We start from the raw sequence: 24,824 nt of genomic DNA on the forward strand, positions 1-24,824 counted from the left end.
GTGATGGACCGTAGCTAGGCGTTAACTTTTAGTTCCGTGGCGGGCACGTAGATCTGCTCGAGCAGTGGGTCAAGACCTGGCGATTTTTTGGCGGGAGGCCGGTCGTAGCTGTTGATTTTGCTGGTCGTGATCCCGTATTTGACGCATGATTCGGCGAGGGGCACAGCGCATGCCACCCCGTCAAGAACAGGAACTCCCAGCTCCTCCTGCAACCGTTTGTCGAGTGGGCCCATGCCGGCGCAGCCCAGGGCGATGGCTTCGGCTCCGTCTTCGCTGATGGCCTTTAACGCCTCAGCAGCGATGAGTGTTGCGGCCCGTTCGAGGTCGGCATCGATGTCCAGTACACCCAGATCCACGCCGCGGACCGAAGCGCATCGCGATGACAGTCCTGCGGCGTCGATGACGTTTTCGACGTGGCGGACGCCGCGGCGAAGCACGGTCACGACGGAAAATTTCGGGGCGACCAGGCTGGCCATGTGGGCGGAGGCTTCTGCGATGCCGATAACAGGAACGTCCAGGACTTCCCGGAGCGCCTCGAGTGCCGGGTCGTAGTAGCAGGCGATGACCAGGGCATCATAGGGTTCCGGATATGTCGTTGCGGCTTCTATGAGCCTGTAGCCGGCGACGATGTCCTCCGCGTGGCTTTCAATTGAGGCAGGAGCCATCTCCGGGGAGATGGTTGAGATTATTGTGTCTGGACCGGCCATGCTCTTGGCCATGCGGTCGATGTTCTGCGTCATGGCTTGGTTCGAGTTGGGGTTGATGACAAGAATTCGCATCGTGGGTATCCTTCGCCTGATGAGGCCGGTTCGGGCGGCAGGTGTCGAGTTGGACCGTCCTCGACACCTGCCCGCTTGACGTAGGGAACAGAGGTTTAGTCGAGCGTTTGTACAGCTTCAGCCGAAACGCTTTCGCTGGAGCGGGAGTAGTCCGGACCGGACTTCACAATGTCTTTGCGGGAGATGAAGTAGTACAAACCGGCACCGACCAGGACACCTACCGGCCAGGCCAGGGGCGCCCAGCTTGCGAAAGCCGGAATAACCGACATGACGATCGTGAACAGGCCCGCCACCGCCAGGGCCCCTACAGCTTTGGGGTTGTATCCCTTCTTGTAGTAGTAAAGCCCTGACGGTTCGGCATTGAAAAGTTCATCGGTCTGGATCCGGCACTTCTTGACCAGGTAGTAATCGGTCATGATCACACCGAAGAGCGGTCCCATCAAAGCGCCCACTCCACCAACGAACTGGTTGACGATCACCGGGTTCGCGAACAGGTTCCACGGGGTTATAACGACGGCCAGCACCGCGACGAGCACGCCGGCGCTGCGGAACGTGAACACCTTGGGCCACACGTTGATGAGGTCGTAAACGGGGGAGACGAAGTTCAAAATGATGTTGATGCCCGCGGTCGCCAGGCCCACGGCAATGATCGCGATGAGAAGCAGCGTGATGCTGTCGATGTCAGCCAGCAGCGCGATGGGATCATGGATCGCCTCTCCGTAGACTTTCACGGATGCAAGCGCAATGACGACGGAGATGATGCCGAAGGCGATGGCATTAATCAGGAGGCCGAGCGCGTTCCCCTTCCTCACGGATGCTTCAGACGGGGCGTTGCGGGTGAAGTCGGCGAAGTTCAGCGACGGGCCGGCGAAGTATGCCACGATGATGAAGATGGCCGAGGCGAAGCTGATGGTTTGCGCGCCTGCGCTTCCCAACTGCGCCATTGAATAGGTGAAGTCGATGCTCCAGTCAGCCCTGGACAGCACCCAGATCGCCAGGGCGAGCATTGCGACCCAGATCGTGGGCCCGGCGAAGTCGGAGAGCCGGCGTACTGCTTCCATACCGCCCAAAAGCACAAGGAGCTGGATGAGCGAGAGCCCCAGGAAGCAAATCCAGCCCAGTGCAGACAGGCCCAGGAAGCTGACTGCCTCAAGACCGGCCGCTCCTGGCACTATCTTGATGGCCAGGAGCATGACGACTGCCGACGCAAGGTAGGTCTGGATTCCGTACCAGGCGATGGCGACCACGGCCCGGAGCAGTGCCGGGATGTTTGCCCCGTAGACTCCGAAGGAGGCACGGGCGAAAACGGGGAACGGCACCTTGACGCGCTGGCCCGCGACGCCGCTGAGGTTGTTGACGAAGTACAGGATGACGATGCCGATGGAGAAGGCCAGGATAACCTGCCAGCCCATCAGCCCCAGGGCGAAGAGCCCGATGGCTACGGTGTAGCCGCCCAGGCTGTGCCAGGCGGACATCCACCAGTTGAACAGGTTGACGGTTTTCCATGTCCCGGAGGCGGATTCGGGGGACAGTTCTTTGTTATAGAGCGGAGAGGCTTTTTGCTGTGAAACAGACATTTAGCGTTCCTTTAGTGAGCGGTCTCCATTGACCGGTAAATAGTTGTTGAGGTTGCGATACCTGCAGCGCAGTATCTATCGCTTGATGAATTCGCCGCGTCCGCTTGCACCGACATAGTCGCCTTTGACGCTGATCAAATCGCCGCGCGAGAAGACCTGGTCGATGGAGCAACGGATTTTGAAGCCTTCGAACAGGGTGTAGTCCATGTTCTGCTTTTGGGTGTCGGCGCTGATGAGGGTTGTTCCGTTGGGGTCGACCACGATAATGTCTGCATCGGAGCCCGGCGCTATTGTTCCCTTTTTGGGGTACATGTCGAATTGCTTGGCCGGGTTCTCGGCGGTCACCTCGACGAATTTCTCGATCGTCATTTTTCCTTCCGCGACACCGGTCTCGTACATTACGAGCATCCGGTGCTCCACGCCGGGTCCGCCGTTGGGGATCTGCCGGAAGTCGTCCGCCCCCATCCGCTGCTTTTCCTCAAAGCAGAACGGGCAGTGGTCCGAACTGACGACACTGAGCGCACCGGTGTTAATGCCTCTCCACAACGCGTCCTGGTGTTCCTGGGTACGCAGCGGTGGCGTGAGGACGGCTTTGGCCGGCTCGAAACCGGGCTGGTCGTAGATGTCCCGGCTCAGCGACAGGTAGTGCGTGCAGGTTTCGGCGCTGATGGGCCATCCTGTCATCTGCGCGGCAGCTACTTCCTCGACGGCCCCCTGGGTGGAAAGATGCACGAAATACAGCGGTACCTCGGCCATCCGGGAGATCTTGATGGCCCGGCTGACTGCTTCGACTTCCGATGCCGGCGGGCGTGCGATCTCGTGGGTCCCGGGGCCGGTTTTTCCCTGGGCGTAGAGGTCGGCGGCGATCCTGTCGATGACGTCGCCGTTCTCCGCGTGGACGCACAGTTTCGCACCGCTGGAACCGACTCCCTTCAGGATGTCGAACAGTTCGCCGTCATTGATCATCAGACTGCCGCGGTAGGCCATGAAGACTTTGAAACTGGAGATCCCGTCCTGGGTCAGTTCTGCCATATGTGAATCGAAATTCTCATAAAGGTCCGTGACGCACATATGGAAGCCGTAATCGATGACGGATTTGCCCTGTGCCTTTTTGTGGTGCGCGTCGGCGGATTCCAGCAGGTTCTTGCCGGCGAGCTGTTGTCCGAAGTCGACGATGGTCGTGGTTCCGCCGGTCGCTGCTGCAATCGTTCCGCTGACAAAGTCATCGGCGGTGGTGGTCCCCATCAGGGGGGAATCGATATGGGTGTGGACGTCGATGCCGCCGGGCATGACGTATTTTCCGTCGCAGTCGACCCGTTCGACAGCGTCCGGTGTCGCGGCGTCCAGCATGCCGACCGCGGCAACTTTACCGTTTTCGATGAGCACGTCGGCACGGACTTTGCCGGTCGAGGAAACAATGGTGCCGCCAACAAGGAGTTTCGCATCCATTTTTGGTTACCGTCTTTCTTGTTTGATTGGTCTCTTAGTCATTCACGTTGAACGCGACGGGCAGCGGGGCGCCCCGCCCTTTTCTTTCGGCGATGATGCCGTACGCGTCGGGGCGCCGGTGGGCGGCGAAGTCGAAGACGCTTTCCTTATAGGGCCTGCCCATGTCGATATCTGCTTTCACAACGACGACTTCATCGCCCTCACCGGCCGCTTTGGCCAGGATTTCGCCGCTGGGCGCGACGACCGCTGATCCACCGATCATGTGGTGCCCGTCCTCGAAGCCCGACTTGCCCGCGGCAGCGACAAATACCGAGTTCTGGTATGCGCCCGCCTGAAGCGAGAGAAGGTGCGTGAACATCTTTGCGTGCGGCTCTTCCTGCCAGCCCGGAACGAAATCGGGGGTGTTATAGCCCAGGACAACGAGTTCTGCTCCCTGCAGGGAAAGCGAACGGTAGACCTCGGGCCAGCGCCGGTCATTGCAGAGACACATGCCGACCTGCACGCCATGGAAGTCGAAGACACCGAACCCGAGGTCTCCTTCGAGGAAGTACTTCTTTTCGAGATGCTGGTTGGGAAGTCCTTCCCGGTTATCGGCATGGCCCGGCAGATGCATCTTGCGGTACTTGCCCACGATGTCCCCGTGCTTGTTCACCAGGATCGATGTGTTGTACCGCTTCTGATCACTGGTCAGTTCCGCGTACCCGAGATAGAAACCAACACCAAGGTCTTTGGCCCGTTCGAAGAGGGGCCGGACATCGTCATTGGGCATGGATTTTTCGAAGTATCCCTCGAAGTCCCCTTCTTCGAACCAGGTCCGCGGGAAGAACGTGGTCAGCGTGAGTTCGGGAAAGACCACCAGTTCCGCGCCCTGGGACGCTGCTTCTTCCAGCAGGGCAATCAGGCGTGCGACGACTTCGGGTTTTGATTCCGAACTATCGATACCGCCGACTTGAGCAACCGCGAGCATCAAGTTTTTCGCCAATTTGTTTTCCTTCTTTCCGTTTTTTCCTAGATTTGTTTCCCTTTGAAAAGCGCCGGTTCAAGGCCGTGATTCATCGACCAGACGGACGCTTTTTTCGAGTACCGCAATGCCGTTGAGTATGTCTTTTTTTGGGCGTGAACTCTTCCGGGCAGTGGCTTCGGCCGTCGATCGACGGAATGAAGATCATGCCCATGGGGGCTATCCCCGTCATATGTACCGAGTCGTGGGTGGCCCCGCTCGGAACCGCGGTCCAGGTCAGTCCCAGACTGGTTGATGCAGCGGCAATGGTTTCCTGGAGCGTGGCATCGGTGTGCGTGATTTCGTTATCGAGAAACCATTCGACGTCCAGCTCGCAGCCGAACTCTGCCGCGCGCATGGACAGCCGCAGCGCGAGGTCTTTCTCGATGGCTCCGAACCAGGCGGAATCTGTTGAGCGTAGTTCCGCCCGAAGTTCCGATCGGCCGGGTACAACGTTCTGCGCCAGCTGCAGGGAGTCGATATGCGTTGTGGTTGCCACTGCATATTCCGGACTTCCACAGGCGAACTCATGAAGCGCCAGAGCGGAAGAAGCAGCGGCAAGCAGCGCGTCTTTTCTGGTCTTCATCCGGGCACCGCCCGCATGGTCGTATTGGCCCATGTAGCGACCTACCAGTCGCTTGATTCCGGCGATGGCCGAGACGACGCCGATATTGCACCCCGTCTGATCCAAGGTTGAACTTTGTTCAATGTGCAGTTCGAGGTAGGCATGCCAGCTGCCCTGCGCCGGATGCTTGCCGCTGACGGCACGTGAGGGGTCCAGGCCGAAGGACTGCATCGCATCGCCCAGGCGCTTGCCTTCCGGGCTCACACGCTCCAGATCCGTCACCGTCAGACTGCCCGCAAGCGCCCTGCTGCCGAGGCAGGTAAGCCCGAACGGGTTAGCCTCTTCGCCGAAGAAGTCAATGACCATCAGCGGCCGGTTCAGGACACTTCCGGATTCCTTGATCCGCTGCGCAACCTCGAGTGCGCCCAGGACGCCAACGATTCCATCGAACCGGCCGCCGCGCTCGACAGTGTCCGTATGTGAGCCGATCACGATGGGCTTGGCGTCACTGTAGCGTCCGGGCAATATCCCGACGATGTTTCCAAAGTCATCGACACGCACACCCTCGAGTCCCGCGAGTATGAATTCCTCGGTCATCCAGGAACGTTCCGCCCGATAAGAAGGGCTAAAGACAGTCCTCGTCCAACCGTCAAATGCGGGATCGACAAAAGCTTCAATACCTGCAAACAGCCGATCGATCCGGCCCGTAGAAATGCCGTCAAGTGTTTCCATAGAGAGTGCCTTTGAGAGAGCGAATACCGGCATCAGGCCCCGGAGCGGAAGTGATCCCCATCACTTTTGATGCCTCTGGGCAACAACTTTAGCGAGGGCAAGAGGACATTGCAATCGATTGCAGAAATTTTTTTGAGATTGCTTAGCGGGCCCCGCGACCTGAAGGATATGCAGTCGTGCTGAGGATCCCGCCTGGAACGGGATGCCCGGCAAGGACATGGCTTGATGGCGGGGAGGCAGAAAGAGCGGCCAAGTCGCGACCGCGAACTAACGGTGTTCCAGCCCAGGCGGGAACAGACGGGGTCACACGGAGCAGGCCAACATCTTCACGGTCATGATGAGAGCAAACGCTTGGAGCAGGACGGCGGAAGCTGTTCGGAAAAGATCAGGCGTTCACCGGAGCGAATGCAAGTGTTGATTCCCTGGCGAGCAGCTGCGGCGTGAGTTTCAAGGAGCGTGGCGTGCGGCCTTCGATGGCCTCGACCAGGGTGTCGAGGCTTCTGGCTCCCACCTCATGCAGAGGGGAAGCAATGGTGGTCAGAGGCACCGGCAGATGCTTGGAAATTTCTATGTCGTTGTAGCCGACCAGGGCGACGTCGCGCCCTATCGTTATCCCTGCCTCCCGGAGCCTGAACATGATGCCGGCGGCAGTCAGGTCGTTGCTGGCAAAGATGGCTGTGGGAAGTTTAGGCCAGTCAAGCAGCGTTTCGGCGGCGCGCTGGCCGGAGGCAATATCGAATCCCGCAGGGACTATCCGTGAATCGTCAATCCTTGTGCCCAATTCCAGCATGCGGCGCCGAAAGCCTTCGACTCTGTCCCTGCCCGTGCTCACTGAACTATCAGGCGAAATGATCGCTATCTCCGTATGTCCCGCTGCCGCCAGATGTTCAGCAGCCAACCGTCCACCCAGCAGATCGTCGACGGCGACTGAAACCTCGTCGTCGTTCTTCCTCAGGCACATCACATACGGTATGTGCCGCTTCCGCAAAGTCGCCGGGAGGAGATCGCCCTCAAAGGTGTCTTGGATGATGATTCCTTCGACACGGCTGCGGATAAGGCTGTTGGCGCGGCTGGGAGAGCGATCATCAAGATTGGCCGACATGCTCAACATGGTCGAGTAGCCTCTGCGCAAGGCCTGCTTGTCGATGCCTTCATAGGTGGTGGCGTGAACCGGATCGGTCAGGCTCGGGACCGTGACGCCGATGAGCCGGCTGCGGCGGGTCCGTAACCGTGAAGCTGTGGCATCCGGCTGAAAATCGAGTTGGTCGGCCAGCTCCCTGATTATCAGGGTGGTCTTGTTGGTCGTATGTTGCCGCGGTTCCTGCAACGCCCGCGAAACCGTCGAGATGTGCACTCCGACCCGCTTGGCAAGGGTTGCCATAGTAACGGGTGAAGTATCCCGCGTATCTTCCATGGGACTCTCCCCGTCATCGGTGATTTCCCGTATCAGTTTACCGCTATCGCTTTGCGCGCGATTAGGGCTAGACGGCGCTTCAGAGTGCTCAATCATGACCAGTCCCTGTTGAATCAAATTTTGTGGGGTATCTCCCCCCCCCTGAGACATGAGGGGTCTAACGAGCATAGAACCGGATGATACTCATGGTGGTACTCGTGAGAACCGCCGCTATGCGTGTCGCTGTGCAGAGAAGAGCGACAGACAGCGGCAAGCCGCCAAGCGAAGACATCGAAAGAACGGCCCGATTCTTACTGCTTGTGCAGCACCATGTTCTTCGAAGAAGAATATGTGTCTCATCTACAACGTGTCCCCTGGAAGAAAATTCTTACGATTTTCGTTCCTCCGTTCCTCGGGACAAATCGTGGTCCTTTTCAGCGCGCCGATACTTCCCCTGCTGAAATCGTGTGGCAATCAAGGGTCGCGGTAAAGGACCGGCTTGTGCGACTGCGGGGACGCTTGGAGTGAGCCGGAGTTTCAATAAGGGGTTTCTTAGGCCGGTGGTAACCGGCGGAACGGAACGGACGCGCGGGGAGTCCTGGTAGGGGAAATTGCCGGCGTTGCCCTGAGGGAGGCATCCGTCTCAGTGGGCGCGGGGCGTGGAGCATTCCATAGGGTTCTAGCATCCTGGCGGACGGACGCTTTGCCTTCGGCGAGCAGCTAGCCCATATGGAGATGCTGTCCTCCGTTGCTTACCCCGTGACCGTCGAGCTTGCCGGATGGATGGAGATTACCCGGAACGCTCCAAGGCCTTCGTGACCGACGAGCCTTTGGCTTGTCAGCACGACGCAATGGACGGGTTCTTCGTCAAGACGCGTGCCTCACTAGCTCGATGTGCGGAATTCCTAAATTTTTTAAATTTCTAGTGCAAACTCTGCAGCACATGTGTAAGGTAGTCGCATAAGCAATGAAGTGATGAAGGTCACCTTGGGGGAGGCGCCGCGATAGTTCCCGCGGCTCGCAACTAATGGCCTTCCGCTATCGCGGTGCACACCTCGCAGTCTGGGCGGGTGTGCCTAAGTCTTCGACGGCAAGTAGTTCAAGGGCGTGCGACGCCGCTGCAACATGAAAAAGGAGAACCTCATGATTACTGCACCCTCTCGTTTGGAGACTCTGGTGCCTCCTGCGCAACTGCGCGATTCCATCGACGTCGACACCTTCAAGTCCGCGTTCCGCATGCATCCGGCCGGAGTCTCCGTTATTGCGGCAGACGCCGGCAACGGCCCAGCCGCGATGACGATCAGTTCGCTCACCTCGGTCAGCACCGAACCGCCACTGGTGACTTTCTCGCTATCAGCGCTCTCGTGGAGCACCCCGGTCTTCCTGGAAGCGGACACCGTAGTCGTTCACCTGCTTGGTTCCGAGCACCTGCGGCTAGCGCAGCTGGGTGCCACCGGTCGTGTCGACCGGTTTGCGGATAAGTCGGCCTGGACGCGTCTGCCAACGGGGGAGCCCGTCTTTAAAGAGACGTACGCGTGGCTGCGCGGGCACATCGTGAACCGCCTGGAAGCAGGAAACTCGGTAATCTGCGTTGCGCACATCGTGCAGGCCTCGGTTCCTGATGCGGCCGCGGCGGAGACGTCCGTCCCGCTTGTTTACCACGGGCGCACCTGGCATCAGCTGGGTACGCATTCCGCTATCTGATTTGTTTGCGTGCGCTCCGGGCCGCATAGCTGCAGCGCCGTGAGCCCTGCCAGACCCGGTACAGGGGGCCCGGTGATGCGCGGGCACCGGCCGTTGCCACCGGAGTTTAGACCATCTCTACCCGTTCCATCCTCACCACGACCCATGAAGGAAATCATGAGCATAGAAAACGTAGAAGCGTTCGCGTCCGTCAACGCCATGCGCAACGTCCAGGAAATCCTCAATCAAGGCACCGAACCACATCTGCTCTCCGGTGCCCAGTACCTGGAGTCACTTCGCGACGGCCGTCGGGTAATTGACAGCCAGGGCAAGGAAATTCCGGACGTCACCGAACATCCGACGACCGGGCCTTCAGCCCACACGTTCGCAAGCGTCATGGATATGCAGTTCGACGAAAAATACCGCAACACCCTGACTTACCTGGACGACGCAGGTGACCGCCGAGCCCGCGGGTGGCACATCCCGCGCAACAAGGAGGACCTTTTCCTCAAGCGGGAGCAGATTGGCGCGACCGGTGAGCGTACTCTCGGCATGTTCGGGCGTCCCCCGGAGTACGGCCCGGCGATGTCGCTCGGCTTCCTTGCGATCATCGACCGGATCGAGAAGGAAAACCCCGTCTTCGCAGAGAACATCCGCCGGTTTGTGGACCAATCCAGCAGGCTGAATCTGCTGAGCACCGACCTCATCGCCGACCCGCAATCCGACCGCCGCGTGCCGCGAAACGAACGTCCCGGCACCCTGCGCGTCGTCGGCGAGACCGACGAGGGCATTATGCTCCGGGGAAGCAAAATCGCAGGGAGTTCCGGCTCCATCTCGCACTTCTTCACACTGTCGACGACCCTCGGCGAAGGCCTGGGTCCGGACGCTGCCATCTGGGCAGCGATCCCGGTCAACCTGCCGGGAGTAACACTCGTGACCCGTGAGCCCGCCCTGCACAAAAAGCAAAACCCCGTTGACAATCCCATCGGGGTGCTCGGCGAGGAGGTCGACCAGATCATCCTCTTCGACGACGCGGTGCTTCCAAAGGACCTCGTGTTCAGCCTGGGCAATACGGAGCTGCTCACGGCATACTTCGACAGCTGCGTGTTCGTGTTCTGGCACATCCTCACCCGCCTCGCCTATCGTGCCGAACTCTTCGCCGGCACCGCCCAGGTGATCGCCGAGACCCTGGGCACCGACAAGATCCCGGGCGTGCGCCGGACGATCGCGGACATCACAACCTACGCCCAGGTCCTCAAAGGCTTCTCGATCTCAGCGATCGCGGAAAGCGAGAACTGGAACGGGGTGGAGGTCCCCAATCCGGGCCTGGTTTCCGCCGGCCGCTACTACTCGATTTCCGAGTACGACAACGTCATCTCGAAGCTGAAAGACCTCTGCGGCCAGGGGCTCATCTCCCGGTGGCCGACCGAGATCTGGGAGCACCCGGAGTTCGGCCCGAAGCTGAAATCGTTCCTTCCCGGGCACGACATCGACGCGTTCGGAAAGAACCAGCTCTTCAACTTCGCCTGGGACCTCACCGCCAGTGCGAACGCCGGCCGCCTCGGTCTGTTCGAGAAGGTCAACGCGACTCCTCCGGCGTTTGTCGCCGAGATCGTGTACCAGCACGTCGGCCGCGATAAGAGCGCACAGTTCGTCCGCGACTTTCTCGCCCGCAGCCGGTAGCAGGGGTGAGCGGGGCCGCGGCCGCTGACCGCGGCCCCGCTCACCCCCACCAATCCCCGAAACGACCAACCTAAGGAAAAACCATGAGCATTGAAACGACCAATCGAACGTTTCCGAAGCTGGGCACCGATCTGCTGGACCGCTCCCTTGACGTGATTGACCTGACCCGTCCGATTTACGAGGGCATGCCTCAGTGGTTCGGTCATCAGAAGACCTTCATCATGGTCAACCAGACGCACGACCAGTTTATGGAGAAGTGGAAGACGACGTGCGGGTTCGAAGCCCACAACCTGCTCATCAGCGAACACGTCGGCACGCATACGGACGCCATCTTCGAGTACGCGAAGGACGGTCCCAAACTCGACGAGTCGCCGTTGGCCTTCTATTACGGTCCGGCCGTGTGCATCGATGTCGAACCCTTCGTGGAATCGGACGTGGAGCTGCTCTCCCAGAAGAAGCTCGTCCAGGCCGTCGCCGCCAGCGGGCAGGAGATCCGCCGCGGGGACGTTCTGCTGCTGCACTTCGGCTACGGTGACCGCGTCTGGCCGGAACTCGCGTACGCGGAACGGAACCCGGGCCTGTCACATGAGGCGGCCCTGTGGATCGCCGAGCAGGGTGTCGTGAACATTGGCGTGGACCAGATGAGCATCGACAGCAGCGAGGACGCGGAGTTCTCCGCCCACGTCGTCTGCGCCGAGTACGGCATCGTCAATACCGAAAGCCTCACCAACCTCTCGCGAATCAAGAACGAGCGCGTGCTCTACCTCGGTCTGCCCCTTAACATCCGGGGCGGCACGGGCTCTCCGATCCGCGCTGTCGCCATCCGCCAGGCCGGCTAACCGTGTCCGCGGATCCAAGACAGGCAGCATCTGCGGCCGCCGCCGGTGGCATGGAGGTACACGGCGTCGAACTCAGAGGCCTGCCACTTAATATCTGCGGTGGGAGCGGCTTTCCCCTCCGCGCCGACGCAATCCTAAATAGAGGGTGATCGAATATGGCTGAACCGATCCGGCCCGAGCCGGGGACCGCTGGCAAGACTGTCAATTTCGAACTTCGGGGCATTGATTACGTGCCGGATGATATGAGGGACTCGACACCCTCTAATCTCTTCCGGGTATTTGTCGGTGCACAACTGACCTTCGGCATCATGATCCTGGGATGGCTGCCGGTTGTCTTTGGGCTCGATTTCTGGAGCGCTGTAACTGCGACAACACTCGGCACGATCGTTGGTGCAGTGATGTTCGGCTTGTTCTCTCTCCTGGGACCCAGAACCGGCACCAACAGCGCTGTCAGCACGGGTTTCTGCTACGGGGTAAAAGGCCGCCTACTGGGTTCCTTTAAGGCTCTCTTTATCGGCGTAGGCTACCTCGCCCTGACCGTGTGGGTCTGCGGAGATATGGTTGCCGCGGGGGTGGCCAGGATGACCGGGAGCGGGACATCGGATGCCTTGCGGGCGATATCGTATCTGGTGATCATGGCAGCGCTTATCATTATCGCGCTGGTTGGTCATGATTTGCTCGTCAAGCTTCAAAAATACGTCATCCCACTAGTGCTGTTGGGTCTTGCAGTGATGGTGGCGACGACGTTCTCCGCCTTCGGGAGCACGCTCGAGACTCAGGCAAGCACTTTGAGTCCTTCCGAATACTGGGTGGCCTGGGTTGCGACATTCGTAATTGCAATGCAGCTGCCGGTCTCTTACATGCCTTTCGCTAACGGGTTTACCCGGTATATCAGCCGAAAGAGATGGAATGACCGGTCCGTTTTCCTCGGCATGTCCCTCGGGGTTAGTCTAGGCGTCCTCATTGCCCTGATCGTCGGCATCTATATTTCCACTTTGTTCGCGGCTGACCAGATGTCCTTTGGTGACGGTGTGGTTAGTGTCGTTCCTTCGTGGTTCGTGCTTCCACTGGTTCTAATAGCGCTCATCGGCGCCTTTGACCAGGGCGGGTTTGCGCTCTACGGGTCAGGACTCGACGCTTCTTCGGTTATCCCGGCCTTGCGTCGGCTGCCGGCGACAGTTGTTCTAAGTGTCATATCTTTGCTCCTGGTATTTCTGGGATCTTTCGTATGGGACGCCGCCGTTATCGTTTCGGGCTTTGTGACCATCATTGCCGTCTTCGTGCTGCCATGGGCTGCCGTGGGCTTTACTAGTTTCCTGTTCCAGAAGGGCCGGCTATGGCCGCTGGACCTTCAGGTCTTTGAGAAGGGGATTCGCGGCGGAGCGTATTGGTATAACCGGGGATGGAACTGGCGGTCTACGGCAGCGTATGCGGCCGGCGTGCTTGTGGCGCTCCTGTTCGTCAAGAGCGACGTCTACAACGGCGTTTTGGCTGACGCTTTCGGCGGAGCCGACCTGAGCATGTTTGTCAGTACGATCGTCGCGGTCGCGCTGTATACAGTCTTCCGACTCATCTCCCCCGAGCAGCTGGAACTGCCGGCAAAAGGGGAAACCTCTACGGCATCACCTGCCTTGAAAAATCCGGCGTCCGCCTCCGTACCGGAGTGACCGGAGGGTGTTGCCCCGGCCGCGGCGGTCACACTACCGGGGCAACACCCGTAAACCTGCTGCAGTCCTGCTACGACTCCAGGAGGAAGCGTGTTTCTGGCAATCGCGAGATCAACACGAATGAAATTTGAAATGTTTTACTGCACATCATCTATTGACGGAAGGGGCGGTTATGCGGCTAGAGGAGAGTGTTTTGGCTGTTGACGATGAACTTCTGAAAATTTACAAGCAGCTACATGCGAACCCTGAATTATCAATGGCAGAATTTCAAACATCTGCGTTTATCCGACGCGAGTTGGAACAACTGGGTTTTGAGGTTCGCAGCTGTGGGGGAACCGGACTTGTCGGGACCTTGAAAAACGGTGCCGGCCCCTCCGTGGCATTTCGCGCGGACATGGACGGCCTGCCTGTGCGTGAGGAGACCGGGGCATCTCACGCCAGCGCAGTCAAAGCCCGTGATCGTTCAGGTTCCGAAGTACCCGTGATGCACGCCTGCGGACACGATATTCACATGACGGTAGCCCTCGGTCTGGCGCGGCAAATGAAAGCTGACGTAGGCAGGTGGTCCGGCACTCTAATCCTCATATTTCAACCTGGAGAAGAGACCGGTGAGGGAGCACGCGCAATGCTCGACGACGGTCTGTGGGACATCGCGCAATTACCTGACTGCGTCTTTGGGCTGCACGTCTGGCCTCTGGCTGCCGGCTCCGTCGAGCTCGTTGTGGGCGACACCATGGCCATGGGCGATTCACTCCGCGTCACGGTCAAAGGCATCGGCGGACACGGGTCACAGCCGCAAGACTCCGTCGACCCCGTCGTGATCGCCGCCAATATGGTTGTCGCGCTGCAGTCTGCCGTGTCCCGTAATCTTGATCCACTAAGTGCCGGGGTTGTGACCGTTGGCACCTTCCACGCGGGCACCAAGGAAAACATCATCCCCGCTGAGGCCGAATTTACCATCAACATCCGCTCTATTGACCTGGACGCCAGAAAGGTGTTGATGGGGGCGGTCGAGCGAATTATCGGTGGTGTTGCTTCAGCCTTCGGTGCTCCCGAACCGTCGATCAGTGTGATTAACAGCTTCCCGCATCTTTATAGTGACCCTGTCCTCATCTCGGACATCAAGTCGCGTTTCGATGTCGCGCTGGGCGAGACGAATGTGCGATACGGAAAGCCCCGCCTCGCAAGCGAAGACTTCGGACTGCTGGGGGAAGCTATCGGCGCGCCGAGTGCGTACTGGTTTATCGGCGGTCTTCCTGAAGGCGTTATGGGGAATGAGCAGATCCCGAGGAATCATTCCCCGTTCTTTTATCCGGATCCGGTCCCCACGCTCGAGGTGGGCATTCGCACTGCCTACGAAGCCTGCCTCTCGGTGTTGGATACAAATGCGTAGCGTCGCGTATTCCTCGCGACGCGCTAAATGAAAGGAAATACGATAATGAACAAAACCCGCATCATGCCCGCTGACCTCTGGGACTGGCCGGTCCCGACTCCCTTCACCCAGGGCTGGAAAGTAAGCGGCGACTACGAGACCATCTTTGTCGGCGGCCAGATTTCTGTTGACCACAATAACAACGTGATCGGCAAGGGCGATATCGAAGTGCAGACCAGAAACGTCTTCGAGAACATCCAAAAGGTTCTCAAAGAGGCCGGGGCCGAGATGACCGACATTGTGAAGTTCAACACCTTCTACACATTTGAAGGGTCCGGGGAGGACGTGCAGCATTTTTGGGAAAAGATGAATCGCGTGCGTTTGGAATTCCTTAAGGAGCCGGGCCCCGCCGGGACCGCGGTCCGATGCTCAGGATTTATGCTGGACGACATTCTCATTGAGGTGGAGGCAATAGCTGTCATTCCGCGGAGAGACTAAAAGACTTCGATCATTTAGGAGAGTCACCGCATGATCGCCAACCCTATTCAGTGGCCTAACGGTGCGAAGGTAGCCGTGGCGCTAAGCTTCGATATGGACTCGGACAGTACGCTGCTTCTGGACCATCCGGACCGTGCCCACCGCCTGGTGTCACCAAACTCCTGGCTTCGGTACGATGAAGTTGCGATTCCGCGCATCCTTGAAATGTTCAGGCGCCACGGTATCAAGCAGACCTTTTATGTGCCGTCATGGTGCATCGAGCGCTATCCCCACTTGGTCGAGTCAATACTGGATGGCGGACATGAGCTGGCGCATCACGGCTACCTGCACGAGAACCCGAATTCACTTTCTGCCGAGGATCAGGCTTATTGGCTGGAGAGGGGGATCGGCGTCTTCGAGAAGTTTACAGGTTCCCGACCCCGAGGATTCAGGTCACCGATGTATAACTTCTCCGAAGTTACCGCCAAGCTACTCGGAGAAAACGGCTTCCTCTACGATTCATCGTTGATGGGAGACGACGTCCCCTATTTGATAGATGGAGGTGCCGGAAAGCTCGTTGAGCTGCCGACTCACTGGGCACTGGATGATTGGCCCCATTACACGCACATGCCGGATTTCGGCTATACGATGCCGATTAGCTCCCCGGGGCGCGCGATGGAGGTGTTCCTTAGCGAATTTGATGCTGCCTGGGAGTTTGGCGGTATGTGGGTTTCGGTTTGGCATCCGTTTGTAAGCGGGCGCCTGGCTCGTTGCCGGGAAGTGGATAAGATGATCACCTACATGCAAGACAAGGGCGATGTATGGTTCGCCACGCTTGAGGAGATTGCCCGGCACGTGGTTGAGTCCGTTGATCAAGGATCCTATGTTCCCCGCGAAGTCCGCTTGCCATACTACGATGGGGCCGCCATGGGCGTGGGAACGCGCGATTTTGCACCTGGAACCCCTGATAAATGAACCGCTGGATGCCAAGCTTGCATCTTGTCGCTCTTGCCCAAGGATAGGTTAGCTGCCGGCGTCGGCGCGAACGCGCAGGAGCCGCCTTTCGGCGCGTGGGCGCAGGCCCTCTCGGAGGCTGCGCCCACGCTCGGAACCGTGTAACTAACAGACGTCTGCATATCAGCGTCCTCCGCGGGGTCGAGATTGAAAACAAGCTTATGTCCGTGAACGTAGGGGCCCCGTCGTCATACTCGTAAGACGACATGGTGGCCATGCTTATACCGGCGCAGTCAGTTCCGAAATTCCAAAGGCGTGGCCTATGAACAGGAACACCGGGCCATTCCAAAAGCAATACCCATCCTGCCTCCACACGCCTCGAGACCCGGCGGGACCGGGAACGGTGCCGTCGGCAACGGATGCCTCCGCCAAGGGCAACAGCAGCCACCCGGTGCCGCGGCATTCGTTCCGTCGGCACTGCAGGCAGCTGTGCCGAGTTCGGAACTCTTCCCCCAACGAGGTCCGGACCGACAAGTTCCCATCAACACGCCCTGTGCGGCACGGGCATGCTGGCGCTGCCTGCTTCTTCATGTTCGCCGCCTGCAACGGCCGCATGTCAGAGGACGGCGTCGCACCGTTTGTGCGGCTTCCTTCAGTGCTTGTGCGGCTTCTTTCATGTCTGGTGCAGCGAACACTATATGATCGATTGAAACACTCATCTTTCAGGAGAACTTTTCTGGCAGCGGGGCAGGAGGAGAGAACCATCACGACCGGCATCGACCAGGACCAGGCCGGGAATGAAGAACAGGCCGCTGAAGCGCCCATTCTCAAGATCGGGCATGTCGCAAGCATCCTCGGGGTGCCGACGGCACGCATCCGCTTGTGGGAACACGAGCGGCTCATTAACCCTTTGCGCACAGACAGTGGCCAGCGGCGATACTCGCCGCGGGATCTCGAGCGCCTTCAGACGATCCGGGACCTTCTCGACACCAAGGCTATGACCCTCACCGGCGTGCGAGAGGCACTCAGCGAAGAGGTCGTACCGCCAAGCTCCATGGAACCGTCTCCGGCTCCCGCCGATCCGGTCGGCGCCCGGGCGAAGGCCTTGCGCCTCCAGCAGGGCATGAGCCTTCGGGACCTTGCCAAATTGAGTGGAATCAGTCCTTCAGCTCTGGGAGCATTCGAGCGCGGACTGAACAAACCGAACACCGGTCGGATCTCGAAAATCGCCCATGCGCTCGGAACAACGGTTCCGGAACTTCTCGGCACCGCGCCACCGGAAAGCGGGACAGTCGTCCGGGCCGCGGAACGTCCATCATTACCGCTAAACGACGAGGGCGTCACCATCGAGTTGCTGTACCGATCTGCGACCGCCCTGCAGCCGCAGTCGATCGTGGTCCAACCCGGATGCGGAATACGTGAAGCGATCACTCACACGGGAGAAGATTTCCTAGTGGTCATGACCGGGGAAATCAATCTCGTTCTCGACACGATCGAGGTGCACCACCTTGGACCGGGGGACTCCGCGACATTCCCGAGCACGCGGCCGCACAGTTTTCACAACCCGGGAACAGTACCTGCCCACCTCATCTGGGTGAACACGCCAGCGACATTCTGATTTAGCAATGTCGGCGTGTACGGTCAGCGCCGGACGAAGGGCGTTAACCATGCCGGACGGTGATGGCCCCGACATCGATGAGGTAACCGTCCGATATGAAACCGGATATGCGGATTCGCTAGGAATTCCATACCGACGCGAGTAATTCATCCGGCTCTCCACGTCTCCTGGTGCTTGGTCCTGTGTGCCCTGGAAACCGCGGTTCTTCATCGCTGATAACCGTGAATATGTCGAAGGTGCCATGGAGATCAGTGCTGAGGCCAAACCGCTGTCGAAGGCCGGCAAACGGAAGTTCGCGTCCTGTCAGAGTGAACTCTAAGACCCGAGTCGCAGAACGTCAGAAATTGGGGAAATGGGAGTCTATCCTGACGGGGTTCCGGCCGCTCACCTGACGTCAGGTTGAGGTGTACTTCAAGCTGCGCTTGAGATCATATTCCTTGCGTATGCCTGGGTCGCATTTGGCCCCGCTCACCGGGCCTTTTTGGAGGGGCTGCGCGAATCGGAGCAGCCGGGGTTTACAGGTGTAATTCTCACAAAGCCCTGGCCGAAACAGGCCTGAGACAAAATGCATTGAGACGAGTTGCTGAGATGTGAGAAGGACTGAAAAGACCGGGAAGCTGATCGCGGCCGTCAGCATCGGTCGCTGTCTTGAAAACCTGTTGTTTTCCAAGACGCTACTCCGCCATGGCGAGCGGCAGGTGATAGAAACAACCGGCCCTCGAATAGGAGGGTCTATTGGGAGCAGCGGAACCCCCAGAAGTAAGCATCGGTCATTCCGTACCGAGGAACGCTTCCGACGTCTTCTTCTCTGCCAGCGCCGCTGCATATGCGTCGGCGACTTCAACTGCGAACTGTATGATTTGGTCCACCTGTTCGTGACCGACCCAACCAGGCGGGGTGCGACCTGTCCACCTTGTCCCGGCGGACCCGAAGAGCGACTCGGCCCGCCTGCGGAAGTCGTCAGTCGTAAGTGCCGAGATCGGGATACCAGTATTTTGGCCTGCAAAAGCCCCGTACGGCACGGCAACCTGCCCATTTGGAAAGAGGGCAAGTACACCGCGCTCCCCACTCTTGGCCGGCCCCCTCGCCGCAAGGCTGACGTATCCCGAGTACCGCCATACGAGGTGGCCCAGTGCTCGCCACCGCTTGACGAGCACGCTCATCGCCTCCCTGATCTCAAGGGTCTCGCACAGCGCGAGGAACTCGTCGAGACTCAGCGACTTCTCGGACCGCTTGGCCTGCTCGACTTGAGCCGTGAAAGAGTTCGGCGAGATAACGGCGCTGAATAGAGGGGCCCAGGGACTCCCCGAAATACGAACCGCCTTGGCTTCTACCAGCCACACCGCAATTCCCTGCTCTGCATCGTGCTCGGCAAGTTCGTTTAGGTATTGCGCTACTGCCCGGAACTCATCTCGGTGCTCCTCCGCCACGACAATAAGACCCCGAGCACCGCGCGCGATAGCGTACGCAAGGCCTCGGGTTAGATGGTCATGGTCGGCACGCCCGTACTGGTTCTCAATAACAAACTCGGGGCCGTCGGACGCTTGGGCTACGATGTCGATGCTCCGACCACCAGCCGTCGCAACCTCAGTCTGGCCGACAGCCAGAAGGTTTACGCCAATTTCGTCGCCAATGGCATCCAACTGCTCCGCCAGCAACGGTGTGAAGTCCGCTGCCTCGCCCTTCCAAGCTTCGCGGAGCGACCCAAATTCGAGCTTTGCCATCACCGGCTTCACTGATACGTCACTCGTCTTCACAGTTGGGGCATGCACCATTCAGGGGCCGTTCCATAAAGCACGACTCACAGACAGCACCCCTTCGGCCAGCTGAATCACGCTCGACGGCGCCGGAGCCGGGGGACATTTCGGCACAGGTCTGGCAAGGGGGGAGAGTGCGCATCTGCTCCTCCGACGCGCGGTACGGCGCCGCGCCGATCATCGAACCGTCGCTGGCACGATAAAAGTGCGAGCAGTCTTCGTGGTGCCTTCGTCGCGGAGCTGCGCCGGTCGGCTGGCCATCAAGGTTAATCGGATCCTTGACCCAAACGAGACCCGGATACTCAATGCTTTCGTTCACATCACCACCTTAGTCCCGCGATCTGATACTTTGCCTCTGAGATGCCGGGGTTCCGGGGTTAAAGCGCACCGCCGCATTTTGTGACCGGTGAACGAGATGGCCTATCAGATGCAGCACTTGAGCTACCTGTACGGGCTTTTTTACGGGCGGGGTAACCGCCCATCGGTAAACCACGGAAACGCGGCAAACTTCTACGCCTTATTTCTTATGGGGAGTGGTGCGTTGGAGGACCGGCTTTCGCAGCTGTTTCCCTCAGTTACCATTCACGGGAGCAGCGGTAGCTGAAGCCACTGACCACTGTAACGAGGCTGCTTCCGATACGTGGGCCGTGGACGTGGTTCACGAGACGAACATCCGATATTGCGACCGGTCTTTCTGCTGTCTCGCGACTGCGCATTACGGAAGCCGCCCAGGTCTCGGCCGCGCGGCTGCGCCAGCTTGATCTGGATGGAGTGGCACCGGACTGAGGCGTGATGCCGGTCCGCGGTGGAGGATGCCGCTTTATAGTGGTTGGCAGCGCAGGCCTCCTCTTCCGCGCATAGCGGCGTGGGCACCGGGAGCGAGCATCCGGTCCATCCGGACACAGGGATGGGCATGCCGTCGGCCGCGCAGCTGCACGATGTCGCCACCTGATTCCAGCGCGAATTCCTTGCCGATCAGCGGAGCCAAGTGGGCGCCCCGCAGGACTACGTTGCGGCGAGCCAAAAGTGGGTCAAACGGCGGGACGTCGAGCTCGGCGGCGATGGCCTCGAGAGATTCGACTGCCATCAACGTGACGGCCGCATCCATGTGGGCTGCTTTGCCGAAGAACCTGTCACCGAGGATGCCTTTGCCCGCCACCACCTCGACCCGGTCGAGATCTGCGGTGGGGACGCTTGCTGCGCCGTCGTTAGCTCTGCCGAAGTAGGCGTGGCCCGATGATACCAGCAGGTGCAGGATCTCCACTGGGTACCTGTACGTCGTCGTCATTTCACCGGGCTCTCCCGGACTGCTCCGTGCGCCTGTAGGGCGATCCTATCGGTCGGGAGTGTGTCGTGTGTGCGGCGGCGTGCTGCGAGCGGATTCGGTAGTTGTAGGCGGCTAGGCGACGGGCAGGGTTTCGGGGCTGGTGGTAACCGGAGGGCGGTTTCCGGTGCGGGTGGCGCCGATGCCGGCGGCGATGACCAGGGCGATCCCGAGGATCGCGAAGGGGCTGGGCACCTGGCCGAGGAAGGCGAGCCCGACGATCATGCCGATGGCCGGTTCCAGGCACATCAGCGTGCCGAAGGCTGCGGCGGTGAGCCGGCGCAGGGCCAGCAGTTCGAGGCTGAACGGCACTACCGGCAGCAGCAGGGCAAGCCCGACGCCGGCCAGCAGCAGGCGCCAGTCGAGGTGGGTGAACGCTTCCGGTCCCACCGTGAACGTTGCGACGAGCGCCGCGACCGGCATGGATACAGCCAGGGCGCCCAGTCCTTCGGCGGCGTCGCCCGCCCGCTGGGTCAGCAGGATGTAGGCGGCCCAGCAGAGGGCCGCGCCGAGCGCGAAGAGCACGCCCACGCCGTCGGTCTGGCCATGCCAGGGCTCGGTCAGCGCGACGACGCCTGCGCCGGCTACCAGTGCCCACAGCCGCGACACCCCTCGACCGCGCACCAAGGCCACGCCCAGCGGGCCGAGGAACTCCAGTGCGACGGCGGTGCCCAGAGGCAGTCGCTCGGCCGCGGCCATGAACAGGATGGTCATGCCGGCCGTGGCGACGCCCAGCAGGACGCAGGTGCGCAACGCGGCCGGGCTGAAGCGGATCCGCCAAGGCCGCGCGATGGCAACCAGGATCACGGCGGCCCATGCAAGGCGAAGCCACGCGACACCTCCTGCACCGAGTCGATCCACGAGTCCCACGGAAACGGCCAGACCCATTTGCACGCAGCACATGGCGGCGAACGCCATGGCGGTGCCGGAGGTCGTGCCGGAGATGCGGAGCGCAGTTGTCATCCCACCAGTAGAACCGGAATCCTCTATTCACGTCCACGTGATGGTCACGTGCATACCGTTCACGAAACGTGGACAATGAGGAAGGTGGATATTCGACGGCTTCGAACGCTGCTTGAGCTCTCGCGCAGTGGGTCGATGCGCGAAGTGGCCGATCTGCTCGGCACCACCACCTCGACGGTCTCGCAACAGATCGCGCTGCTCGCCCGCGAGACTGGTACGGTCCTGCTGGAACCCGAGGGCAGGGGAGTCCGGCTCACGCCGGCTGGGAGGCGCCTGTCGGAGCACGCGGCCACTATCCTCGCCGCAGTCGAGGCCGCGCGGGCGGACCTTGATCCGGAAGCCGCGCCTTCGGGCACCCTCCGGGTGGCTGGCTTCGCCACGGCGATCCGCAGAAACATCATGCCCGCCGTCAAAGAGGCTGCGGTCAGTCATCCGGCACTGCGGATCGCCGTGCAGGAACACGAGCCGGCCGAGGCGCTCGAAATGCTTTTAGCGGATAGGACGGACCTCGCACTGACCTACGACTACAACCTCGCTCCGGAGCTGGAGGATCCTCGGTTGGACAGGCTTCCTCTCTGGTCAACAGCCTGGGGCCTCGGCGTCCCCATGGACGACCAGCGATCCGTCAAAGGCAGCGCCTCGGAGGTTTTCAAAGCGTTCCGCGACCGGGACTGGGTCGGTAACTCGCGCAACCGGGCCGACGAGGTTGTGGTGCGGTCCATCGGTGCCCTCGCCGGCTTCGAACCCCGCCTGCGCCACGAAGCCGACAGCCTCGATCTCGTCGAAGACCTCATCCTCGCAGGTATGGGAGTCGGACTGCTGCCCGCGGACAGGAAGCCGCCATCCGGCGTCGCGGTCATCCCGCTCGCCGAGCCTGAAGTCCGGCTGCGCGCCTATGCCCACACGAGGAAAGGACGCACCACGTGGCCGCCCTTGCGTTATGTGTTAGCCCGCCTCTCCTCAGAACAGAGTTAGGTCGACATTTGCCACCTGTCGAGACGAACGGGTACTTCTGCGTCGACTCGCCGACACATCGGAAGTCCACCGCAGGTAGTTCCAAGTTGAATCGCTAAGCTTGCCAGGAATCCTCGGGCATTTAGCCCTGCATGCCCACGGGGCAATGACGAATGGAGTTTTTGTGTCGAACGAGCCGATCTTGCTGTTTTTGCATGGCGTTGGAGACGGCGACCGAGATGATGACTGGAAAGTCGGGCTCACAGACAGCCTGCTCCGCCTTGGTTACCCTAATCTGGACGGGGTGCGAGTTATCGCGCCCAAGTACGCGCACGCATTAAAGGGTTCGGATGACAACGAGCCAGTGCCAGGCTTGACGATCAAACAGCCACTCCGCGATGCGGCCAAGAAGAACCGCCGAGACTTCGAGCGTCGCATTGGATCCGTGGAGTTCAGATTGGGACGTCATGATCAAGGCAATGGACGCCTCGGCGGAGATGCCGTCATCAATTTTGCCGTCGGGCTGCCTCTCTTCATCCAAGCGCGCAACTACATGAAAAATCCTCAAATTCGCGCCCAAGTCCTAAACCGCATCCTTAAGATGCTGCCCGAGTCAGGGAGGCTTGTGATCGTCGGTCATAGCCTTGGCTCCGTAATCGCTGCCGACCTCGTGCGCCGCTTGCCGGTTGGCCTCGACGTTGCCGGCATGTTGACCATCGGGAGCCCCCTGGCGAACGGAAACTTCGACGTCGACAAACTCCGGGAGACGCTGAAGGAGCCGCCGGCGAACCTGGCGTGGTGGGTAAATTTTTGGAACATCCACGACCCTGTGGCCGCCCACCGGGGTGTGTCATCTGTCTTCCCTTGGATGATCGATTTTCGTATCCAGACGAAAGTAAGCCCCCGGGTCCACGACGCGGCCGAGTATCTAACCAACGAGGCGGTGGCCGCGGCCATCGGTTTTGCACTGTTTGGGTCCAGATCGACGGAGCTCGCGGATATCAATAGGGGCCTCGACATCCCCTTGGACGCCCCAGAACACTTCGCTCTTTTGGCGCTGAGGTACGCGTACCTTTTGAAGATGAGTCTGGAAGGAGACCAACTGGATCGTTTCGCTGGCGCACTTCGACAAGTGCAAGCGGCGGTCGTCGACGACATAAGGAGGAGGAATGCCAGCGAGGGGAGAGCGATGCCGTCAGCGGTTGCACGCCTCGCATTCGACCTCTCCGATCCACACGGGACTGTGCCCGAGCCACTTCCGAGCAGCCATATCGCGAAGGACGAGGCCGTCGTCCTGTTAACGATCCTCGCGGCTGAGAACGTCATTCGACCCTTCGAGATCTCGATCTCGAAGGACAAGTGGCAGGATGCCATGAAAAATCTCACCGCCGAGATGGGATTGGGAAGCCAGTATGGCGCCGATGTATTCATCGCAGCCAAACTTGCGCAGGAGACATTGAGCGGTGGCCGCGGAGTGAACTGGATGAAGTGGGGCGCATTAGGTGCCGGAACGGCGGCGATTGTCGTGGCGACCGGTGGGCTTGCGCTTGCTGCTGGCGCCGGTCTTGCCGGAGCCGCAGTGATCACCAGCGCACTGGCGAGCTTTGGGCCTGGCGGAATGATTGGGGGACTGATAACTGCGGGCACCCTCGTCACTGCGGGTGGCGGCGGCATCGCATTTAGCCTAGCCAGTCCTGGAACGACCGCGGAAACTCTCGAAGCCGTTGTTGAGCGAAGGCTGGCTGCGGCAATTCTGCGGCAACGGCAACACCTGGAGCCAGATACAGCCCTTTGGAGAACGCTGGCTGAGACCGAGATCGAGGTGCGGCGCGAACACGAGCGGCTCGATGAGTTTTCTGATGAAGCAGCGCCGGCTCTCAAAGAGCTGAAGCGGAAGATTGATGCCATCGAACGTGCGCTGAAATATCTGAGAGACAACGGCCTAGAGCCGGGCGTCCCTCTTAGTACTACTGGCGAGACGGATTGAAGTTGCAAGCAGCGGCTGCATCACCGTCAGGAGTTCCTTCGGCCGATCGGA

The 24,824-nt window shown here is 60.0% G+C and carries 18 protein-coding genes and 1 pseudogene; 10 read left to right on the top strand and 9 right to left on the bottom strand.

The genetic code is table 11. The annotated features are described in order from the left end of the window. Positions 1–14: 14 nt before the first annotated feature. The 6 genes from AC20117_RS08880 to AC20117_RS08905 all read right to left on the bottom strand — a co-directional run bounded on the left by AC20117_RS08880 (position 15) and on the right by AC20117_RS08905 (position 7,612). Positions 15–779, bottom strand: coding sequence for an aspartate/glutamate racemase family protein (locus AC20117_RS08880; RefSeq protein ID WP_074700038.1), 765 nt, complete (start codon positions 777–779; stop codon positions 15–17). Between the two features lie 95 nt (positions 780–874). Then, on the bottom strand, positions 875–2,356 hold the full coding sequence (locus AC20117_RS08885; RefSeq protein ID WP_074700037.1) for an NCS1 family nucleobase:cation symporter-1: 1,482 nt from the start codon (positions 2,354–2,356) through the stop codon (positions 875–877). Between the two features lie 75 nt (positions 2,357–2,431). Next, positions 2,432–3,805, bottom strand: a complete 1,374-nt coding sequence (gene hydA / locus AC20117_RS08890; RefSeq protein WP_074700036.1) for a dihydropyrimidinase — start codon at positions 3,803–3,805, stop codon at positions 2,432–2,434. Between the two features lie 34 nt (positions 3,806–3,839). After that, positions 3,840–4,787 carry an N-carbamoyl-D-amino-acid hydrolase gene (locus AC20117_RS08895; protein ID WP_211482290.1) on the bottom strand — a complete coding sequence of 316 codons (948 nt, stop codon included), beginning with the start codon at positions 4,785–4,787 and terminating at the stop codon, positions 3,840–3,842. Positions 4,788–4,857: 70 nt separating this feature from the next. Next, entirely contained in the window at positions 4,858–6,102 is a 1,245-nt protein-coding gene (locus AC20117_RS08900) for a M20 family metallo-hydrolase (RefSeq protein WP_074700034.1), read from the bottom strand. Positions 6,103–6,487: 385 nt separating this feature from the next. Then, positions 6,488–7,612 carry a substrate-binding domain-containing protein gene (locus tag AC20117_RS08905; RefSeq protein WP_158300446.1) on the bottom strand — a complete coding sequence of 375 codons (1,125 nt, stop codon included), beginning with the start codon at positions 7,610–7,612 and terminating at the stop codon, positions 6,488–6,490. Between the two features lie 1,026 nt (positions 7,613–8,638). On the opposite strand from AC20117_RS08905, the gene AC20117_RS08910 reads away from it, so the two are divergent. From AC20117_RS08910 to AC20117_RS08945, 8 genes are all read left to right on the top strand, one after another. Continuing rightward, positions 8,639–9,199, top strand: a complete 561-nt coding sequence (locus AC20117_RS08910) for a flavin reductase family protein (protein WP_074700032.1) — start codon at positions 8,639–8,641, stop codon at positions 9,197–9,199. A gap of 156 nt (positions 9,200–9,355) precedes the next feature. Continuing rightward, a complete protein-coding gene (locus AC20117_RS08915) occupies positions 9,356–10,861 on the top strand; it encodes a 4-hydroxyphenylacetate 3-hydroxylase N-terminal domain-containing protein (RefSeq protein ID WP_074700031.1) in 1,506 nt (501 codons plus the stop codon). An 83-nt stretch (positions 10,862–10,944) separates the two neighbouring features. Continuing rightward, a complete protein-coding gene (locus tag AC20117_RS08920) occupies positions 10,945–11,700 on the top strand; it encodes a cyclase family protein (protein ID WP_074700030.1) in 756 nt (251 codons plus the stop codon). 155 nt (positions 11,701–11,855) lie between these two features. Then, a complete protein-coding gene (locus AC20117_RS08925; protein WP_074700029.1) occupies positions 11,856–13,367 on the top strand; it encodes a purine-cytosine permease family protein in 1,512 nt (503 codons plus the stop codon). Positions 13,368–13,560: 193 nt separating this feature from the next. Then, positions 13,561–14,760 carry an amidohydrolase gene (locus AC20117_RS08930; protein WP_236777483.1) on the top strand — a complete coding sequence of 400 codons (1,200 nt, stop codon included), beginning with the start codon at positions 13,561–13,563 and terminating at the stop codon, positions 14,758–14,760. Positions 14,761–14,805: 45 nt separating this feature from the next. Next, on the top strand, positions 14,806–15,237 hold the full coding sequence (locus AC20117_RS08935) for a RidA family protein (protein WP_158300447.1): 432 nt from the start codon (positions 14,806–14,808) through the stop codon (positions 15,235–15,237). Positions 15,238–15,267: 30 nt separating this feature from the next. Then, entirely contained in the window at positions 15,268–16,191 is a 924-nt protein-coding gene (locus tag AC20117_RS08940) for a polysaccharide deacetylase family protein (RefSeq protein ID WP_074700027.1), read from the top strand. 592 nt (positions 16,192–16,783) lie between these two features. Continuing rightward, the gene (locus AC20117_RS08945; RefSeq protein WP_158300448.1) at positions 16,784–17,788 is read left to right on the top strand and encodes a MerR family transcriptional regulator; all 1,005 of its coding nucleotides are present in this window, start codon (positions 16,784–16,786) and stop codon (positions 17,786–17,788) included. 770 nt (positions 17,789–18,558) lie between these two features. Here the strand turns inward: AC20117_RS08945 and AC20117_RS08950 are convergent. The 3 genes and pseudogenes from AC20117_RS08950 to AC20117_RS08960 all read right to left on the bottom strand — a co-directional run bounded on the left by AC20117_RS08950 (position 18,559) and on the right by AC20117_RS08960 (position 21,832). Next, the gene (locus tag AC20117_RS08950) at positions 18,559–19,512 is read right to left on the bottom strand and encodes a PDDEXK family nuclease (protein ID WP_139186756.1); all 954 of its coding nucleotides are present in this window, start codon (positions 19,510–19,512) and stop codon (positions 18,559–18,561) included. Positions 19,513–20,260: 748 nt separating this feature from the next. Beyond that, positions 20,261–20,833: pseudogene (locus tag AC20117_RS08955) on the bottom strand (MOSC domain-containing protein). A 111-nt stretch (positions 20,834–20,944) separates the two neighbouring features. Continuing rightward, positions 20,945–21,832 carry an EamA family transporter gene (locus AC20117_RS08960; protein ID WP_074700024.1) on the bottom strand — a complete coding sequence of 296 codons (888 nt, stop codon included), beginning with the start codon at positions 21,830–21,832 and terminating at the stop codon, positions 20,945–20,947. Positions 21,833–21,916: 84 nt separating this feature from the next. Between AC20117_RS08960 and AC20117_RS08965 the strand changes: the two genes are divergently transcribed. Then, the gene (locus AC20117_RS08965; protein WP_074703109.1) at positions 21,917–22,807 is read left to right on the top strand and encodes a LysR family transcriptional regulator; all 891 of its coding nucleotides are present in this window, start codon (positions 21,917–21,919) and stop codon (positions 22,805–22,807) included. A gap of 163 nt (positions 22,808–22,970) precedes the next feature. Further along, on the top strand, positions 22,971–24,773 hold the full coding sequence (locus AC20117_RS08970; RefSeq protein ID WP_074700023.1) for an alpha/beta hydrolase family protein: 1,803 nt from the start codon (positions 22,971–22,973) through the stop codon (positions 24,771–24,773). The last annotated feature ends 51 nt before the right edge of the window (positions 24,774–24,824 follow it).

Source organism: Arthrobacter crystallopoietes (assembly GCF_002849715.1).
In the GTDB taxonomy this organism is placed as follows: Bacteria; Actinomycetota; Actinomycetes; order Actinomycetales; family Micrococcaceae; genus Crystallibacter; species Crystallibacter crystallopoietes.

Excerpts from the sequence above, each read along its gene's own strand:
- AC20117_RS08880 (WP_074700038.1), bottom strand. The coding sequence starts at position 779 with ATGCGAATTCTTGTCATCAACCCCAACTCGAACCAAGCCATGACGCAG.
- AC20117_RS08885 (WP_074700037.1), bottom strand. The coding sequence starts at position 2,356 with ATGTCTGTTTCACAGCAAAAAGCCTCTCCGCTCTATAACAAAGAACTG.
- hydA (WP_074700036.1), bottom strand. The coding sequence starts at position 3,805 with ATGGATGCGAAACTCCTTGTTGGCGGCACCATTGTTTCCTCGACCGGC.
- AC20117_RS08900 (WP_074700034.1), bottom strand. The coding sequence starts at position 6,102 with ATGGAAACACTTGACGGCATTTCTACGGGCCGGATCGATCGGCTGTTT.
- AC20117_RS08905 (WP_158300446.1), bottom strand. The coding sequence starts at position 7,612 with ATGATTGAGCACTCTGAAGCGCCGTCTAGCCCTAATCGCGCGCAAAGC.
- AC20117_RS08910 (WP_074700032.1), top strand. The coding sequence starts at position 8,639 with ATGATTACTGCACCCTCTCGTTTGGAGACTCTGGTGCCTCCTGCGCAA.
- AC20117_RS08915 (WP_074700031.1), top strand. The coding sequence starts at position 9,356 with ATGAGCATAGAAAACGTAGAAGCGTTCGCGTCCGTCAACGCCATGCGC.
- AC20117_RS08920 (WP_074700030.1), top strand. The coding sequence starts at position 10,945 with ATGAGCATTGAAACGACCAATCGAACGTTTCCGAAGCTGGGCACCGAT.
- AC20117_RS08925 (WP_074700029.1), top strand. The coding sequence starts at position 11,856 with ATGGCTGAACCGATCCGGCCCGAGCCGGGGACCGCTGGCAAGACTGTC.
- AC20117_RS08935 (WP_158300447.1), top strand. The coding sequence starts at position 14,806 with ATGAACAAAACCCGCATCATGCCCGCTGACCTCTGGGACTGGCCGGTC.
- AC20117_RS08940 (WP_074700027.1), top strand. The coding sequence starts at position 15,268 with ATGATCGCCAACCCTATTCAGTGGCCTAACGGTGCGAAGGTAGCCGTG.
- AC20117_RS08945 (WP_158300448.1), top strand. The coding sequence starts at position 16,784 with ATGTCAGAGGACGGCGTCGCACCGTTTGTGCGGCTTCCTTCAGTGCTT.
- AC20117_RS08950 (WP_139186756.1), bottom strand. The coding sequence starts at position 19,512 with ATGGCAAAGCTCGAATTTGGGTCGCTCCGCGAAGCTTGGAAGGGCGAG.
- AC20117_RS08960 (WP_074700024.1), bottom strand. The coding sequence starts at position 21,832 with ATGACAACTGCGCTCCGCATCTCCGGCACGACCTCCGGCACCGCCATG.